Genomic DNA, 16,066 nt, shown 5'->3' with positions numbered 1-16,066 from the left:
AAAGATTAAGTTTTTCTTCCCCCGGCACTAACACTCTCACATACACTCACAACGAGGCAGCCCCAACCGGAAAGTCACCAGGAAAGTAATCAGGCGGTAAGAAAAACAAGGTATGCAGGAGAACTGCTCCGCATGTCGCCAACAACCAAGCCCCGCGCTTGACCATTTGCTTGTCGTAAAGGAATTCCATGTCGATCCACGTGGCCCTGAACCATGTCACCTCTTACAAGTACGACCGTGCCATCAACCTGGGTCCGCAAGTCATCCGCTTGCGTCCCGCCCCGCACAGCCGTACCCGCATCCTGAGCTATTCGCTGCGCGTGCTGCCCGAGCCGCACTTCATCAACTGGCAGCAGGACCCGGAATCGAACTACCTGGCGCGCCTGGTGTTCCCGGAAAAGACCACCGAATTCAAGATCGAGGTCGACCTGGTGGCCGAGATGTCGGTCATCAATCCCTTCGATTTCTTCCTCGAACCCTATGCCGAGGAGTTCCCCTTCGAGTATGCCAAGGACCTGCAGAACGAACTGATGCCCTACCGGCAGAAGCTGCCGCTGTCGCCGCTGTTCGAAGAGTTCCTCAAGAGCATTCCGCGCGAGAAGGTCGGCAGCGCCAATTTCCTGGTGGCGCTGAACCAGAAGCTGGCCAATCACATCGGCTACACCATCCGCATGGAGCCCGGCGTGCAGACGCCGGAAGAAACGCTGGAACTGAAGTCCGGCTCCTGCCGCGATTCTTCCTGGTTGCTGGTGCAGTTGCTGCGCCACCTGGGGCTGGCAGCGCGCTTCGTGTCCGGCTACCTGATCCAGCTGACCGCCGACCAGAAGTCGCTCGATGGCCCTTCCGGTCCCGAGGCCGATTTCACCGACCTGCACGCCTGGTGCGAAGTCTATCTGCCCGGTGCCGGCTGGGTCGGGCTGGATCCGACCTCGGGCCTGTTTGCCGGGGAAGGCCATATCCCCTTGTCTTGCACACCGGAGCCGGCCTCGGCTGCGCCGGTCAGCGGCCTGGTCGATCCTTGCGAGGTCGAGTTCGAGCACCTGATGTCGGTCAAGCGCATTTGGGAAGCGCCGCGCGTGACCAAGCCCTATACCGAAGAGCAGTGGGCCGCCATCGAGAAGCTGGGCCATGCCATCGATGCCGACCTGCAGGCCAATGACGTGCGCCTGACCATGGGCGGCGAACCGACCTTCGTCTCGCTGGACCATCCGGACGAACCGGAGTGGAATACCGCCGCCCTGGGTGCGACCAAGAAGCCGCTGGCCGCCGAGCTGTACCACCGCATGCGCAACAAGTATGCCGCGCAGGGCCTGCCGCATTTCGGCCAGGGCAAGTGGTATCCCGGCGAGCAGCTGCCGCGCTGGGCGCTCAATTGCTACTGGCGCCGCGATGGCGAACCGATCTGGTTGAATCCAGAACTGATCGGTGACGAGACCAAGCCCAACGTCAGCGACAAGATCGTCACCAGCCATTTCCTGCACCGTGTGGCACAGCGCCTGCAGGTGGACGGCAAGAATGTCTTCCCGGCCTATGAAGACGTGTTCTACTACATGTGGCGCGAGCGCCGCCTGCCGGGCAATGTCGATCCCTTTGATTCGCGCGTGGACGACAAGCAGGAGCGCGAGCGCCTCATGAAGGTCTTCACCCAGGGCCTGCAAAGCGCGGTCGGCCATGTACTGCCGCTGGCGCGCCGCGACGATGGGCGGGGCTGGCAGAGCGGGGCGTGGTTCCTGCGCAGCGAGCGCTGCTACCTGTATCCGGGCGATTCGCCGCTGGGCTATCGCCTGCCGCTGGATTCGCTGCCCTGGGTCAAGGAGGGCGAGTATCCGGCCGTCTATCCGGCCGATCCGACCCAGGCCTTCCGCCCGCTGCCCAGCAGCGCCGAAATCCGCCGTCAGCTGGGCAGTCCGCAGGAGCCTGCTGCGCTCCTGAGGAAGGCGGCCAGCAGTGCGGCTGCGATCGGCGTTGAAGGAAAGGCGGCGGGTAATGCAGCCAATGCCGCTGCTACGAGCAGTGCGGCCCAGTCTGTGCCGGCTCCCTTCGAATCGGCCAACTGGCTGACCCGCACGGCCTTGTGCGCCGAGGTGCGCAATGGCGTGTTCTACCTGTTCATGCCGCCCTTGTCGCAACTGGAGCATTACCTCGAACTGGTGGCCGCCATCGAAGCGGTGGCCGAGGAACTGAAGCAGCCGGTGCTGCTGGAAGGCTACGAGCCGCCGCACGATCCCCGCCTGCGCAAGTTCAGCGTCACGCCCGACCCCGGCGTGATCGAGGTCAACATCCAGCCGGCCAACAACTGGAGCGAACTGGTCGAGCAGACCACGCACCTGTATGACGCCGCACGCGCCTCGCGCCTGACGACCGAAAAGTTCATGCTCGATGGTCATCACTCCGGCACCGGTGGCGGCAATCACATGGTGCTGGGCGGCATCACGACCAGTGATTCACCTTTCCTGCGCAGGCCCGATCTGCTGCGCAGCCTCATCTCGTACTGGCACAACCATCCTTCGCTGTCCTACCTGTTCTCGGGCATGTTCATCGGCCCGACCTCGCAGGCACCGCGCATCGATGAGGCGCGCAATGATTCGACGGTGGAAATCGAACTGGCCTTCAGCGAGATGGACAAGCAGGTGGCCAAGGGCGATTGCCCGCCCTGGCTGGTGGACCGCCTGCTGCGCAACCTGCTCATCGACGTCACCGGCAATACGCACCGCGCCGAGTTCTGCATCGACAAGATGTATTCGCCCGACAGCGCCACCGGCCGTCTTGGCCTGCTGGAATTGCGCGCTTTCGAAATGCCGCCGCACGCACGCATGAGCCTGACCCAGCAACTGCTGCTGCGCGGCCTGGTGGCGCGCTTCTGGAAGGAGCCCTACAAGCCGGCGCGCCTGGTGCGCTGGGGCACGGAGCTGCATGACCGCTTCCTGCTGCCGCATTTCATCGAGCAGGATTTCGCCGATGTGATGGCCGACATGAACGAGGCCGGCTATCCCATGCGTGCCGAATGGTTCGCCCCGCACATGGAATTCCGTTGCCCCAAGATCGGCGACTATGCGGTCAAGGGCATGCAGGTCGAATTGCGGACTGCGCTCGAACCCTGGCACGTGCTGGGCGAGGAGAACAGCGGCGGCGGTACGGCGCGCTATGTGGATTCCTCGCTGGAACGCCTGCAGGTCAAGATCAGCGGCATGGCCTCCGATCGCTATGTGCTGACCTGCAACGGCGTCTCGGTACCGCTGCAGCCCACCGGCATCGTCGGCCAGTTCGTCGCCGGCATCCGCTATCGTGCCTGGCAGCCGCCCTCGGCGCTGCACCCGACCATTCCCGTGGATTCGCCGCTGACCTTCGACCTGGTTGATACCTGGAATGGCCGCAGCCTGGGCGGTTGCCAGTATCACGTGGTGCATCCGGGCGGCCGCAACTACGAGACCTTCCCGGTCAATGCCTTCGAGGCGGAAAGCCGCCGCCTGGCGCGCTATTTCCGCATGAACCATACCTCGGGAAAATGGCAGGTCACGCCGGCGCGGGCGTCTATCGAGTTTCCTTTTACGTTAGACTTACGCTACTTCTAAAACTGAGCCGGGCGCGGCGCCGCGCCGCTTCCAAGGCGACACGCCGCACGGGATCCGCTCCCTGCGCGTGCGCCACCCGGCCGCCAATGACTTATGCCCCAGCGTCTCCTGGAAAGCTATCCAGTGGCCAGCGATCGTTACGACGAGATGCTGGCGGCTGACGGCCGCCTGCGCCCGCACTGGCGAACGCTGATCGACCAGCTTGAAAACCTCTCGCCGGAGATGCTGCGCCGGCGCGCCAACGAGGTGCGCGACGCCATCGCCTCGGATGGCGTGACCTACAACGTCTACGCCGACCCCAAGGGCGCCAACCGCCCCTGGGAGCTGGACCTGCTGCCGCACCTGGTGTCTTCGGACGAATGGGATTTCCTCGAACGCGCCGTGAGCCAGCGTGCGCGCCTGATGAACGGCTTGCTCGCCGACATCTACGGCCCCCAGCACCTGATCGCCGAAGGCCTGCTGCCGCCCGCGCTGGTATTCGGCCAGCACGGCTACCTGATGCCCTGCCATGGCTGGCAGCCGCCCGGTGGCGTGCATCTGCATGCCTATGCGATCGACCTGGCGCGCTCGGCCGACGGCACCTGGTGGGTCGTATCGGACCGCACGCAAGGTCCGTCCGGGACCGGCTATGCCCTGCAGAACCGCCAGATCATGTCGCGCGCCATGCCTGAAGCTTTGCGCGACATGCACGTGGAGTCGCCGCATCGCTACTTCCATACCCTGCGCGCGATGTTGACGCGCCTGGCCCCGGCTCAGGGTGAGGTCCCGCTGATCGTGCTGCTCACCCCCGGCCCCTACAACGAAACCTATTCCGAGCACGCTTTCCTGGCGCACACGCTGGGCTTCCCGCTGGTGGAAGGGGTGGACCTGACGGTGCGCAGCGACCAGGTATTCCTGAAGACCCTGAACGGCCTGCGCCGCGTGCACGCCATCCTGCGCCGCATGGACGATGACTATTGCGATCCGCTGGAGCTGCGTGCCGACTCCGCCCTCGGTGTGCCGGGCCTGACGCAGGCCGCACGATTGGGCAACGTGGTCATCGCCAATTCGCTGGGCAGTGGCGTGCTGGAATCGACCGCGCTGCACGGCTTCCTGCCGGCCATCAACGAGCGCCTGTATGGCGAATCACTGCTGCTGCCCTCGGTGGCCTCGTGGTGGTGCGGAGAAAAACCGGCGCTCGATTACACGCTGGCGCATCTGGATGAACTGGTGATCGTGCCGGCGTTTTCCTCGATGCGCATGCAGCCGGTGTTCGGCCATACCGTTACGGGCACCGCGCGCCGCCGCCTGATCGAAAGCCTGCAGTTGCAGCCGCACGCTTATGCCGCCCAGGAATGGGTGCGCCTGTCGCAAGCGCCGGTGATGTCGCGCAGCGGCGACTATCGCCTGATGAACCGCACCATCAGCCTGCGCGTCTTTGCGGTGGCCGATGGCACCGGCGGCTACCAGGTCATGCCGGGCGGATTGACGCGCGTGGCCCCACGCCAGCGGCGCGACGTGGTCTCCATGCAGCAGGGCGGCACCAGCAAGGATGTGTGGGTGCTGCGGGAAGAGGAACGTCCCGACCCGACCATGGGCGATGAGCGCCATGGTGCAGAAAACGTCACGATCATCAGGGGCACGGTGGATGTGTCCTCGCACTCGGGCGAGAACCTGTTCTGGATGGGGCGTTATTCCGAACGCGTGAAGAATCTCTCGCGCCTGTTGCGGACCACGCTGCAATACACCATGGATGGCCAGACCGAGAGCCGTGGCATGCTGGGCAGTGTCTCGTGGATCTGCAGCCAGCTCGGCGTGCAGATGCCCAAATCCGAACCGCGTCCTACCATCACCGGCCTGCAGCAGAGCCTGCAGGCGGCCGTGGTCGATCCTTCGGCACCGGTGAGCGTGGCCACGCAGTTGCGCCAGCTCGCCAATGCCGCCTACCAGGTGCGTGAACACCTGTCGCTGGACAACTGGCATGCCCTGACCAAGATGCCGGCCATGGTGCAGGAACGCATCAACACACCGGCCGCTGCCCAGCATGTGCTGGGCAACGTGATCGATGCCTGTTCGGGCCTGGCCGGCCATGCGCTGGATGACATGACGCGCGATGCCGGCTGGCAGTTCCTGATGGTGGGCCGCCACATCGAGCGCATGGCCAATATGGCCGCGCTCTTCGACAACTTCCTGCGCCTGCCGCCGCAGCGCCAGACGGCGGCACTGTCATGGCTGCTGGAGGCGGCCAGCAGCATCGTCACCTATCGCGTGCGCTATCGCCGCACGCCGGAGTGGCTGCCGGTGCTGCACCTGCTGGTGTTCGACGTCAGCAATCCGCATGGCATGGCCTACCAGTTCCGCATGCTGCAGCAATACATGAGCGAGATCGCCCAGCAGATGGGCTTGCTGAGCATGACCATTCCGGCGCACCTGACCAGCCAGCTGGAGGCGATGAACCTGGCCGAGTTCGCGCACGATCATCCCAACGTCGCCGAGGCCAACGCGCGCCTGACGCAACTGATGCGCGATGCCGTCAGCGGTGGCTACATGCTTTCGGATGATCTCTCGCGCCATTACTTCACGCCGCTGACCGCACCGGTCAGCCAGGGGGTATGACATGAGCGAGCGCTTCGTCTACCGTATCCATCACCAGACCACTTACCAGTATTCGCTGCCGGTGCGTCTGTCGCACCAGGTGCTGCACCTGACGCCGCGCGAACTGCCCTGGCAGCAATGCCTCTCGCATACCGTCAACGTCTTGCCGGCGCCGCAGCTGGTGCGCAGCTATGAGGACAATTTCGGCAACGTCATCAAGGCCTTCTCGCTCGATACCGACCATACCAGCCTGGATGTGCAGGCCGATTCCTGGGTGGCGCTCACGCCGCGCCCGCAGCCGCAGCCCGGCATGCAGTGGGAGGAAGCGGCCACGGTGATGGCCTATCACGGCGGCCGCATCATGGCGCCGGGCATGCTGGAGGCGTCCAATTTCCTGTTCGAATCCTCGCATGTGCGCATCAAGCGCGAGTTCATCCGTTATGCGGCCGAGTGCTTCAGTCCCGGCCTGTCGGTGGTGGAGGGCGTGCGCGCCTTGATGATGCGCATCCATGAGGAATTCGCCTTTGATCCGGCCGCCACCACCGTCTCCACACCGGTGACGGAAGTCTTCGTCAACCGGCGCGGCGTGTGCCAGGATTTCGCGCACCTGATGTTGTCCTGCCTGCGCTCCATCGGGCTGGCGGCGCGCTATGTGAGCGGCTATCTGCTGACCGAGCCGCCGCCGGGACAGGCGCGCCTGATCGGGGCCGATGCCTCGCATGCCTGGGTCTCGGTGTATTGCCCCGGCGCGGACGGTAGCGAAGGGACGTGGATCGATGCCGATCCGACCAATGGCATTTTCCCCGATACCAGTCACATCACGCTGGGCTGGGGGCGCGATTTCCTCGACATCTCGCCCTTGCGCGGCGTGCTCATCGGCGGCGGGCAGCAGACCATGCAGGTGGCGGTGACGGTGTTGCCTGGCGAGGAGGCGCGGGGTTTGCAGCTGTCGATCTGAGCAGCGTCGTTCTTTTTCATTTCTCTCGCGTTACCGCTCCGAAGCCGGCCTTGCGTGCCTCGCGCAACCTTCATGCCGCGCACAATGAATTCCCGCGCTGCAGGAACAATCGGCATCGTGCATCGTCAAAGTTCCTGCCAAAGCGCATCGACATGTTCAATCACGGGCAACATTAGAAAAAATATACGTCGTCGATGCATCGCCGTCGGCGACACCCGTTCAATGGCACGCTCACTTGGTTTCAAGGAAAAAGCATGAAAAAAGCAGGTCTCGTCTCGCTATGTCTCGCGCTGCTGGTCTCATTGGCCGGCTGCGATGCCATTTCCTCGGAGCCGACCTATGATGGCTTGAGTGTTGAGGGGTTTAATTACACGCCATATAACTTGAGCCGTTTTGTCGTCACCGATAAATATGGCAATAGGGCCAGTGGCGGTGGAGATTTACCGCCCGGTTCCGGAGAGGGCCGTCTTAGCTGTTGTTACTCGTTGAAAGGAACAGAATTTACTGTTGACTGGCGGGTGTATGACGTCGATGAGGGTGAGAGTGTATATGCTCCAATTAAATACATAGAGAAAAAAACCGAGGTGCATCTACCTCCCACTGAAGTCAAAGGAGGGCCCGGCACCAGAATACTAGGTCTGCATTTTTATCCGGACGATCACGTCGAATTTGAGTTTCGAACGGACTTGGGAGGTTCTCGTATTGACTTTTCAGAAGTCAATTATCGACTGAAAAAGAAATATCCAAGTCAGATCAATCCAGGCGGTGAAGAGGGACGGTGGACCGATTTTCGGCGAGTCGCAAAAATAGCCGCCGAGGGTTGGATGAAGTATCACTTGGCAGATTCGGAGGATCTTGAACAATATGTCTATTACACCTTGTTGGTAAACAAGGATTTTGATCAACATCCTGTGGTACAAAAAATCATTAGCTCCACGAAGGGAATGCCCGGCGAATTCGCACGAGAACTAAAAGCCCTCCCTGAGGCGACGCGAAGCGAAATAAAGGCTGGCAAGTTTGAACATGTAAAAGCCGAGGCAAGCAATGGTTAACGCAAACACTGCAAATGCTTCAGCCTTGAGTCCTGCGGATAAGACGCCGCCCAATGTCGTTCTTGGAATGGCCAGCCATATTGCAGCAACAAAAAATGCGGAAAAGCTTGCTTGCCAGTGTGACATACACATAGGTTTTTTCTTTGACGGGTTCGGGCGCTCCAGAGATTTGGATGATCCGGCCAGCTCCCGCTACTCGAACATTTGCCGCTTATGGGAGGCTCATCGTGATAACAAGGATGATCGGAGAAAAGACACGCCGAATGAATTCTGGTATTCGTTTTACTACTCCGGGTTAGGTACGCCCCTGAATGATGACGCCGCAAGCAACGCCATTGTGTCCGGCGCATTGAAGGTCGCGACAAACGCCGGCAAGGCGGTGATGGACAAAGCAAAGTCGACCGCCAAGGAGGCAACAGGCGTAGACAAGCTGGATGGTGTCGCAAAGCTGGCTTCTCCGACCAAGATCGGAACCAAGGCCCTGAAGGATTCATTGTCGGAAATGTCGTTCAGGCCTGTCGTAAAAGCCTACAAGGACATCATCAAGGATATCCAGGAGGCACCGGAAAACATTCGCAATGTCTTGCGCCTGGCCGAGGGAAACGAGTGGGTGACGCGCGGAAAAGCATCGGTGCGCGGCCTGCTGTATGACGCCAGGAAAAATCCGTTGAAGGCAGGCTGGGCTGTGGCAAAAACGGTCTTTTCCGATCTGATCGTGGACTCCATTCCGTTGGTGAGAGACAGCAGAGCCGCCTCAACCGTGTTTGGAACAGGGGTGGATGCCAGGCTGACTGCCGCACTTGATCAGTTCGAGGCTGCCTGGAAGGACGCCAAGGCGCAGATTCCAAAGGTGCGACGGATTCAGGTCTCCGTATTTGGTGCGGATCGCGGCGCAGTCATCGCACGTGCGTTCGTCAATGAACTGGCGCGCAAATACAAGCGCGCCAATGCCGAAGATCTGGCCATCGAGGGCGACGCCATCGACATCAAGTTTCTCGGCATGTTCGATGCAGTCTCGTCATTGATCGAAGAAAACAAGCTGATCGGCTTTCTACCCTTGGTGGGCATGGTCAAGCAAAACTTCGGCGACCGTCCGCTAGGCGTGCCGCCGGCCGTCAAGAAATGCGTGCATTTTGCCGCCGCCCATGAACTGCGTTTTTACCAGCGGCTCGACAGTCTCGAGAAAACCCGTGGCGAGCAGTTTCTCTATCCGGGAACCAGTGAAGACATCACGGGTGGTGCGCCTGATGGCTCAATGGGATTTCGCGCAGAACTGCAGCGGGTAGCTTTGCGCGATATGCTCAACGAAGCACTGATGGCAGGCGTGATGCTCGACAGGATGGAAGATCTTGTGAAATATAAACGAGAAACTTTCTTGAAGTTTTCGTTGGCAGCCCCCATCAACGACGGCAAATCCAATTACCAGATGATGGACCTGATAGCCGCGTATCGGAAGATCGTTCCGCGTACGCAAGGTCTTGATTTTACCGCGCACATGAAGGTGTTTATTCAATGGCTGGCGGTGCGATATCAATCGCCGGAGTTTCGCGCGTCGGTGACCAGTCACGCCGATGAAGTGAAGGCGGCGCAACGCGCCAAACAGAAACGCGTCGAGATCGCGCAGGCGGAGTTCGAGGCAGCACGCGCCGCAAAGCCATTCGATCAGGAGCGCTACGGGCGAGCCACAGGTGCCTTGTTCAAGGCGCAACAGGACGATCAGAGTACGATGCAAAAGACGATTTATGAAGTGCATCGTCCTTTCGTGAGCGTGTGGGAACGGCTTGATTCAGAGTCCAAAAAAATCACCGAGATGCGCGCACAAGAGCAGAAGCGGATCGATGATGAGCCACGCCGCAAGAGCCAATGGCAAAAATTGGTGGATGAACGTGAAGCCCCCTGGCGGGCGAAGGGAATGAGTCCGCCGGGAATGCCGCCAACTTACCAGCCCGCACGCCCCCTGATGAGCGCCGAAGAGTCCATATTGGCCGACGCCTGGATCGCAGCCTCGAGCGGCAAGACAACACTGCCCGACGAGGTCATGGCGCTGTTCGATCTGCTGGTGCACGACACGATGTTGACCAGTTGGCACGATCACTTGTTGTCTTCGACGCTTTATTTCCAGACGCGTGCGGCCGATGCCTTCGGCGTGACCGATGCCAAGGAAGAAGATGAAACCCGCAAGCAAGACAATGCCAATGCTGCCCGCATCAAACAGATGCAGGAATCGATGCAAATGCCGCGCATGAGCCGGGCAAGTCCATAGCAGGCAAGTTGGGCGGTGCTATGCTTGGCACGCAGAAATATTCTTTCAGGCTTCCTCTCTTGGCGCTAGCCTGCCGCAGAACGCTCATCGTGGCCCATGAGTACGCAAACAGAATGGCCACTGATCGCGAGATCAGTGGCCATGACATTTCAGGCTGGCAGCTCAGTGCGCACCGGCATCGGCCACCATCAGCGGCTTGCCGCCATCCGGACGATTGCGGTCCGAGGCCTGCTTGACCAGCAAGGCCACCGTGGACACCAGCGCGGCCACGGCCACCACCGCGAACACATCGGCAAAGCCCAGCTGGCGGCGTGTGAGTTCGGCTACCAGGAAGGACCCGGCGATGCCCCCGAAGCGCCCCACGCCCAGCATCCAGGCTACGCCCGTGGCACGGCCGCGCGTCGGATAGTAGGCCGCGGCCAGTGCCGGCAGGGAAGATTGCGCGGTATTCATCAAGGTGCCGGCCACGAACACCACGACGGTAAGCACGCCCACATTGCCCGCCGCCTGCCCGATGGCAAACACGGCTACCGCCGTGGCGGCAAAGCCGATGGCGATGACGCGGTTGGCGTTGTAGCGGTCCATCAGCCAGCCGAACAGGATGGCCCCCACGCCGCCCAGCGGGAACAGTGCGGCAATGAGCGTGGCGGCCTTGGGCGCCAGGCCGGCATCCTTGAACAGCACCGGCATCCAGTTCACCAGCGCATAGAAAATCACCAGGCCCATGAAGTAGGCCAGCCACAGCATGCAGGTACCGACCAGGTAGCGCGGCTCGAACAGCAGGGCGATGCCGCTCTTGCCGGTGGCGGCTTCGCCTTGCGGGCCGGTTTCGGCCAGGGTGAAGCGATTGAACGCGGCGGCTGAAGAAGAGATGCGACGCAGGACCGCACCGATGCGCTCGGCCGCATAGCCCTTGGCCACCATGTGGCGTACCGACTCGGGCAGGCTCGGCAGCATCACCAGCAACAGCAGCAGCGGGGCGGCACCGCCCAGCATGAGCACGCTGCGCCAGCCCCACAGCGGGATCATCCACGCCGCCAGGAAGCCTCCCAGTGCCGCTCCCAGGGGGAAGCCGCAGAACATGGCGTTGGTCAGCATGGCGCGGCGTGCGGCCGGGCTGTATTCACTGGTGAGCGTGACCGCATTGGGCATGGCCGCGCCCAGCCCCAGGCCGGTCAGGAAGCGCAGGATGGTCAGCTCCTGCAGGTTGCCGGCGAAAGCCGAACCCATGCACGCCGCGCCCATGACCAGCACCGACAGCAGCAGGATCTTGCGGCGGCCGTAGCGGTCGGCCAAGGGGCCCGAGGTCAGCGCGCCGGCGGCCAGGCCAAACAGGGCGGCACTCAATACGGGTGCCAGGTCGGGCTTGGCGATGCCCCAGTCCTTGAGCAGCGAGGGGGCGATGAAGCCGATGGCAGCGGTGTCGAAGCCGTCCAGCAGGACGACGAAGAAGCACAGCGCAAAGATCAGCCATTGATAGCGCGAGAAGGGCTCGCGGTTGATGAACGCCTGGACGTCCAGGGCAGGGGTTTCTGGTCTCATGTCTCTCTCTTCTGGATATTGGGGGGTACGGCTGTTTTATTTTTTGTGCGAAAAGTATAAAACAATGCGCTCTTTGGGTGTGCGGTCAGTGCGCATCTGTGCGGTAAGCGAACGAAATGTTGATTTGTGAAGGAATGCACAAGGGCCGCCGCCCGCCGGGCGAGAGCGGGCAGGGATGTGCAGGAGCAATGAAGGAAACCGCCGTGAAGCCGGCGTCAGTCTTGACGCTGGCGCTGGCGCGGCTCGGGACGGCTCAGGGCGTGCGGATGTGATCGATCAGCGCGATGGTGGACTCATCCGGGGGCGGTGTGAGCAGGCTGACGATGACCATGGCGGCCATGCCCACCGGGACGCCGAAGATGCCGGCCGAGATCGGTGCGATGTGGAACCACTGGCCGGCCGCGCTGCCGCCAAAGGATGGATTGGTGTGCAGCATGTAATACACGCACATCAGGAAGCCGCAGATGATGCCCGCAATCGCCCCGGGCTGGTTGGCGCGCTTCCAGAATACGCCCAGCACCAGCGCCGGGAAGAGGGTGGAGGCCGCCAGCGAAAAAGCCGCTCCGACCATGGAGAGGATGTCGCCCGGTTTCAACGAGGCAGCGTAGGCGGCCAGCAGCGCCACCACCAGCAACAGCAGCTTGGAAATGGTCACGCGTTTCTGGGTGGAGGCGCTGGGGTCGACCACCTTGTAATACACGTCATGCGAGAGCGCATTGGAGATGGTCAGCAGCAGTCCGTCCGCCGTGGAGAGCGCCGCCGCCAGTCCGCCTGCGGCCACCAGTCCGGAGACGAAATACGGCAGGCCGGCGATCTCCGGCATGGCCAATACGATGATGTCGCCATCCATGGAAATCTCGCCAAGCTGCACCAGGCCATCGCGATTGAGATCGTTGATGGAGACCAGCGGATTGAGCTTGTCCATGTTGGCCCAGTAATACACCCAGTCCGGCAAGTGGCTGTAGCTGCTGCCCACCAGCGAGGTGTAGATGTCGTATTTCACCAGGACGGTGAGTGCCGGCACGGTGAGGTAGATCAGCATGATGAAGAACAGCGTCCAGAACACCGAGCTGCGTGCGCCTGCCACGGTGGGCGTGGTGTAATAGCGCATGAGGATGTGCGGCAAGGCGGCGGTGCCCAGCATCAGGCAGAACACCAGCGCCAGGAAGTTGTTGCGCTTGATGTCCGAGCTTTGCTGGTCGCGCCCGGGGAAGGGTTCGGTCTGCGAGACCGGTGGCTGCGCGCGCGCGAGGTTGGCCGCGCGTGCTTCGGTCCATTTGCGTTCGGCCTCTCCGGGGGATTTGGGATAGGACGACAGCGCGCGGCTGGCGGCCTTGATGTCGGCCAGCGAGGCGCGCGAATCACGCCGGACCTCGTCGGCCTGGTTCTGCGCCTCGACACGGCCATCGAGCCAGGATTGCGGCAGGCCCTTGAGCCGGCGGTCGTAGTCTTCGGCGCGCGCCTGGAAGATCTGGCGCACTTCCTTTTCCTTGGGATCGTCTTCCAGCTTGTGTTCCAGCGCCGAGAGCTTGGGCAGCACCGCGCCATAGGCCACCGGCGGCACGGGCAGGTCGGCGTGCTTGGCGGAGAGCCAGATCACCGGGATCAGGTAAGCCAACAGGATGATGATGTATTGCGCCACCTGGGTCCAGGTGATCGCGCGCATGCCGCCCAGGAAGGAACACACCAGGATGCTGGCCAGCCCGAGGAAGATGCCGATGGAAAAATCGATGCCGGTGAAGCGCGAGGTGATCAGTCCCACGCCATAGATCTGCGCCACCACATAGGTGAAGGAAATCAGGATCGTGGCCGCCACGGCCAGGATGCGGATCACGTTGGCGCCGTGGCTGCCGGGTTTGCCCGGATAGCGGGCGGCCAGGAAATCGGCAATCGTGTATTGACCGAACTTGCGCAGGTAGGGCGCGATCAGCAACGCCACCAGGCAGTAGCCGCCGGTCCAGCCGAGGATGTAGGCCAGGCCGTCGAAACCTTGCAGGTAGAGGCCGCCGGCCAGGCTGATGAAGGTCGCCGCCGAAATCCAGTCGGCGGCCGTGGCCATACCGTTGAAGAGTGGTGGCACGCGCCGTCCGGCGACGTAGTATTCGGGCACGTCGGAGGTGCGGCAGACCACGCCGATGCCGGCATACAGGCCGATGGTGACGAACAGGAACAGGTAGCCTATCCACGAGCGCGGCATGCCTTCGCGCTCAAGGATGGCCAGCACGCACAGGAAGACGATGAAGCCCAGCGTGTAGAAACCATAGTAACGGCACAGGCGCCGGAAGAAGTCCTTGTTACTCTCCATGCCAGTGCTCGCCTTGTTCACGTCGGACCAGTTGTTCGATGCGGCGCATGCGGCGCACGTAGATGACCACGATGGCCAGGTAGATCAGCATCATGCCCTGCGCGGCCATGTAGAAGGACACCGGCCAGCCGAACAGGTGGACGCGGTCCAGTTCGCGCGCGAAGTAGATGAAGAAGAACGTCGCTGCGAACCACAGCGCCATCAGCCAGGCCGTCATGCGGCGGGTGCGGTGCCATTGGTTGCCGGGGTCCGGGGGAGGCGTGCCGTGGTCCATGTCAGGTGATGTCGTCGAAGAAGGGCGTGCGCGGCATCATGCGAAAGCTCACGCGAAAGAGGCTGCCCGGATATTTGGGATCGTTGCTGCGCGGATTGTGGGTGATCTCGACGATGGCCTCGTGCTGCTGCGCGATCTCGCGCACGATGGCCAGGCCCAGGCCGCTGCCGGTGCTGGGCGTGCCGAGGATGCGATAGAAACGCTCGAACACGTTGGCGCGTTCGGCCACCGGAATGCCGGGGCCGTTGTCTTCCACTTCGAGGATGGCCAGGCCTCCGCCTTCATCGGTGCGCGCCCGTACGGTGACGCGGCCATTGCCATCGTGCGGTGTGTAATGCAGGGCATTGTCCAGCAGGTTGGATAACAGTTCGCGCAGCATCACCGGGTTGCCGGTGATGAGGATGGGGTGATCCGGTTGCTCGAAGCCGAGGTCGATGCGCTGGGTGAAGGACATCGGCACCCAGTCCTGCACCACGCCGCGTGCCAGTTCGTTCAGTTCCAGCGGGGCCATGCCGCCGGATTGCGACTGCTGGTTCTCGGCGCGCGCCAGGGAGAGCAATTGATTGACCAGGCGCGTGGCGGTTTCCGAACTCTTGGCCAGTTGCTCCAGCGAGCGGCGCACGTCGTCCTGGTCATCCTGGCGCAGCGCCAGTTCGGATTGCATGCGCATGCCGGCCAGCGGGGTCTTCATCTGGTGGGCGGCATCGGCGATGAAGCGCTTCTGGATGGCGATGGTCTGCGACAGGCGTGCCAGCATGTCGTTGAGCGAGCGCACCAGCGGGGAAATTTCTTCGGGCACCTGGCCGGAATCGATGGGCGAGAGATCGTCGGGGCGGCGCGCGCGGATGCGCTGCTGCAATTCCGACAGCGGCGACAGGCCTCGCGAGAGGGCGAACCACACCAGCGCCAGCGCCACCGGCAGGATCACGAACTGCGGCAGGATCACGCCCTTGATGATTTCATTGGCCAGTTGCGCGCGTTTTTCCAGGGTCTCACCCACCTGCACGGTGGCAATGCGCGGCTCGCGCTGGGCCGCGCGCTGGGCGGCACTGCGGCGCAGGTCCACCTGCAGGGTGGCGATGCGCACGTCGCTGCCGTGCAGGATGTCATTGCGGAACTGCACTGTGCCCAGGGTGATGCGGTCTTCCTCGGCGGGCGGTTGCGGCATGTCGACGTCGCCTTCGACATATTCGCCACCGGGGCCGGTGACCTTGTAGTAGATGTTGTCGATGTCGTCGGCGCGCAGCAGGTCACGTGCCGAGACCGGCAGGCGCGCCACCACCTTGCCGTTGACTTCCGAGACCTGCTGCGCGAGCACGGTCACGCTGTCTTCCAGTGCGCGGTCGAAGGGCTGGTTGGCGATGGACTGCGCAATCAGGTAAGTGATGGCGATGCTCATCGGCCACAGCAGCAGCAGCGGGGCCAGCATCCAGTCGAGGATCTCGCCGAAGAGCGAACGCTGGATGCGTTCCACCGGTTGCGTGGCGAGGGCGGCGCGGCGTTTCTTGCGGGGTGCGGCGGCGGGC

Annotated in this window: 9 protein-coding genes; 5 read left to right on the top strand and 4 right to left on the bottom strand. The window is 62.5% G+C overall.

The features are described 5' to 3' along the window. The first annotated feature begins 188 nt into the window (after positions 1 to 188). The 5 genes from FYB76_RS23780 (at position 189) to FYB76_RS23760 (ending at position 10,419) form a co-directional block, all read left to right on the top strand. Positions 189 to 3,572, top strand: coding sequence for a DUF2126 domain-containing protein (locus FYB76_RS23780; protein WP_154135283.1), 3,384 nt, complete (start codon positions 189 to 191; stop codon positions 3,570 to 3,572). Between the two features lie 93 nt (positions 3,573 to 3,665). Continuing rightward, complete coding sequence (locus FYB76_RS23775; RefSeq protein ID WP_154135282.1) at positions 3,666 to 6,167, top strand: circularly permuted type 2 ATP-grasp protein; 2,502 nt, start codon at positions 3,666 to 3,668, stop codon at positions 6,165 to 6,167. A gap of 1 nt (position 6,168) precedes the next feature. Beyond that, positions 6,169 to 7,104 (top strand): transglutaminase family protein, encoded by a 936-nt coding sequence (locus tag FYB76_RS23770; RefSeq protein WP_088754574.1) that lies wholly within the window; start codon positions 6,169 to 6,171, stop codon positions 7,102 to 7,104. Positions 7,105 to 7,358: 254 nt separating this feature from the next. Then, positions 7,359 to 8,156, top strand: coding sequence for a DUF3304 domain-containing protein (locus FYB76_RS23765; RefSeq protein ID WP_154135281.1), 798 nt, complete (start codon positions 7,359 to 7,361; stop codon positions 8,154 to 8,156). Further along, entirely contained in the window at positions 8,149 to 10,419 is a 2,271-nt protein-coding gene (locus tag FYB76_RS23760) for a phospholipase effector Tle1 domain-containing protein (RefSeq protein WP_229297077.1), read from the top strand. The genes FYB76_RS23765 and FYB76_RS23760 overlap by 8 nt, the downstream gene beginning before the upstream one ends. Before the next feature lie 162 nt (positions 10,420 to 10,581). Here the strand turns inward: FYB76_RS23760 and FYB76_RS23755 are convergent, their stop codons facing one another. From FYB76_RS23755 to FYB76_RS23740, 4 genes are all read right to left on the bottom strand, one after another. Further along, positions 10,582 to 11,961 (bottom strand): MFS transporter, encoded by a 1,380-nt coding sequence (locus FYB76_RS23755; protein ID WP_154135280.1) that lies wholly within the window; start codon positions 11,959 to 11,961, stop codon positions 10,582 to 10,584. A gap of 253 nt (positions 11,962 to 12,214) precedes the next feature. Continuing rightward, the gene (locus FYB76_RS23750) at positions 12,215 to 14,266 is read right to left on the bottom strand and encodes a sodium:solute symporter family protein (protein ID WP_154135279.1); all 2,052 of its coding nucleotides are present in this window, start codon (positions 14,264 to 14,266) and stop codon (positions 12,215 to 12,217) included. Further along, the gene (locus tag FYB76_RS23745) at positions 14,256 to 14,540 is read right to left on the bottom strand and encodes a DUF4212 domain-containing protein (RefSeq protein WP_088754577.1); all 285 of its coding nucleotides are present in this window, start codon (positions 14,538 to 14,540) and stop codon (positions 14,256 to 14,258) included. The genes FYB76_RS23750 and FYB76_RS23745 overlap by 11 nt, the downstream gene beginning before the upstream one ends. A 1-nt stretch (position 14,541) precedes the next feature. Beyond that, positions 14,542 to 16,066: sensor histidine kinase (locus FYB76_RS23740; RefSeq protein ID WP_154135278.1), on the bottom strand; the 1,525-nt coding region annotated here is incomplete at its 5' end.

Source organism: Herbaspirillum sp. CAH-3 (assembly GCF_009668275.1).
In the GTDB taxonomy this organism is placed as follows: domain Bacteria; phylum Pseudomonadota; class Gammaproteobacteria; order Burkholderiales; family Burkholderiaceae_D; genus Herbaspirillum; species Herbaspirillum aquaticum.
The sequence above is the reverse complement of the archived record's forward strand: the minus strand, read 5'-3'. Positions and strand labels throughout refer to the sequence as shown.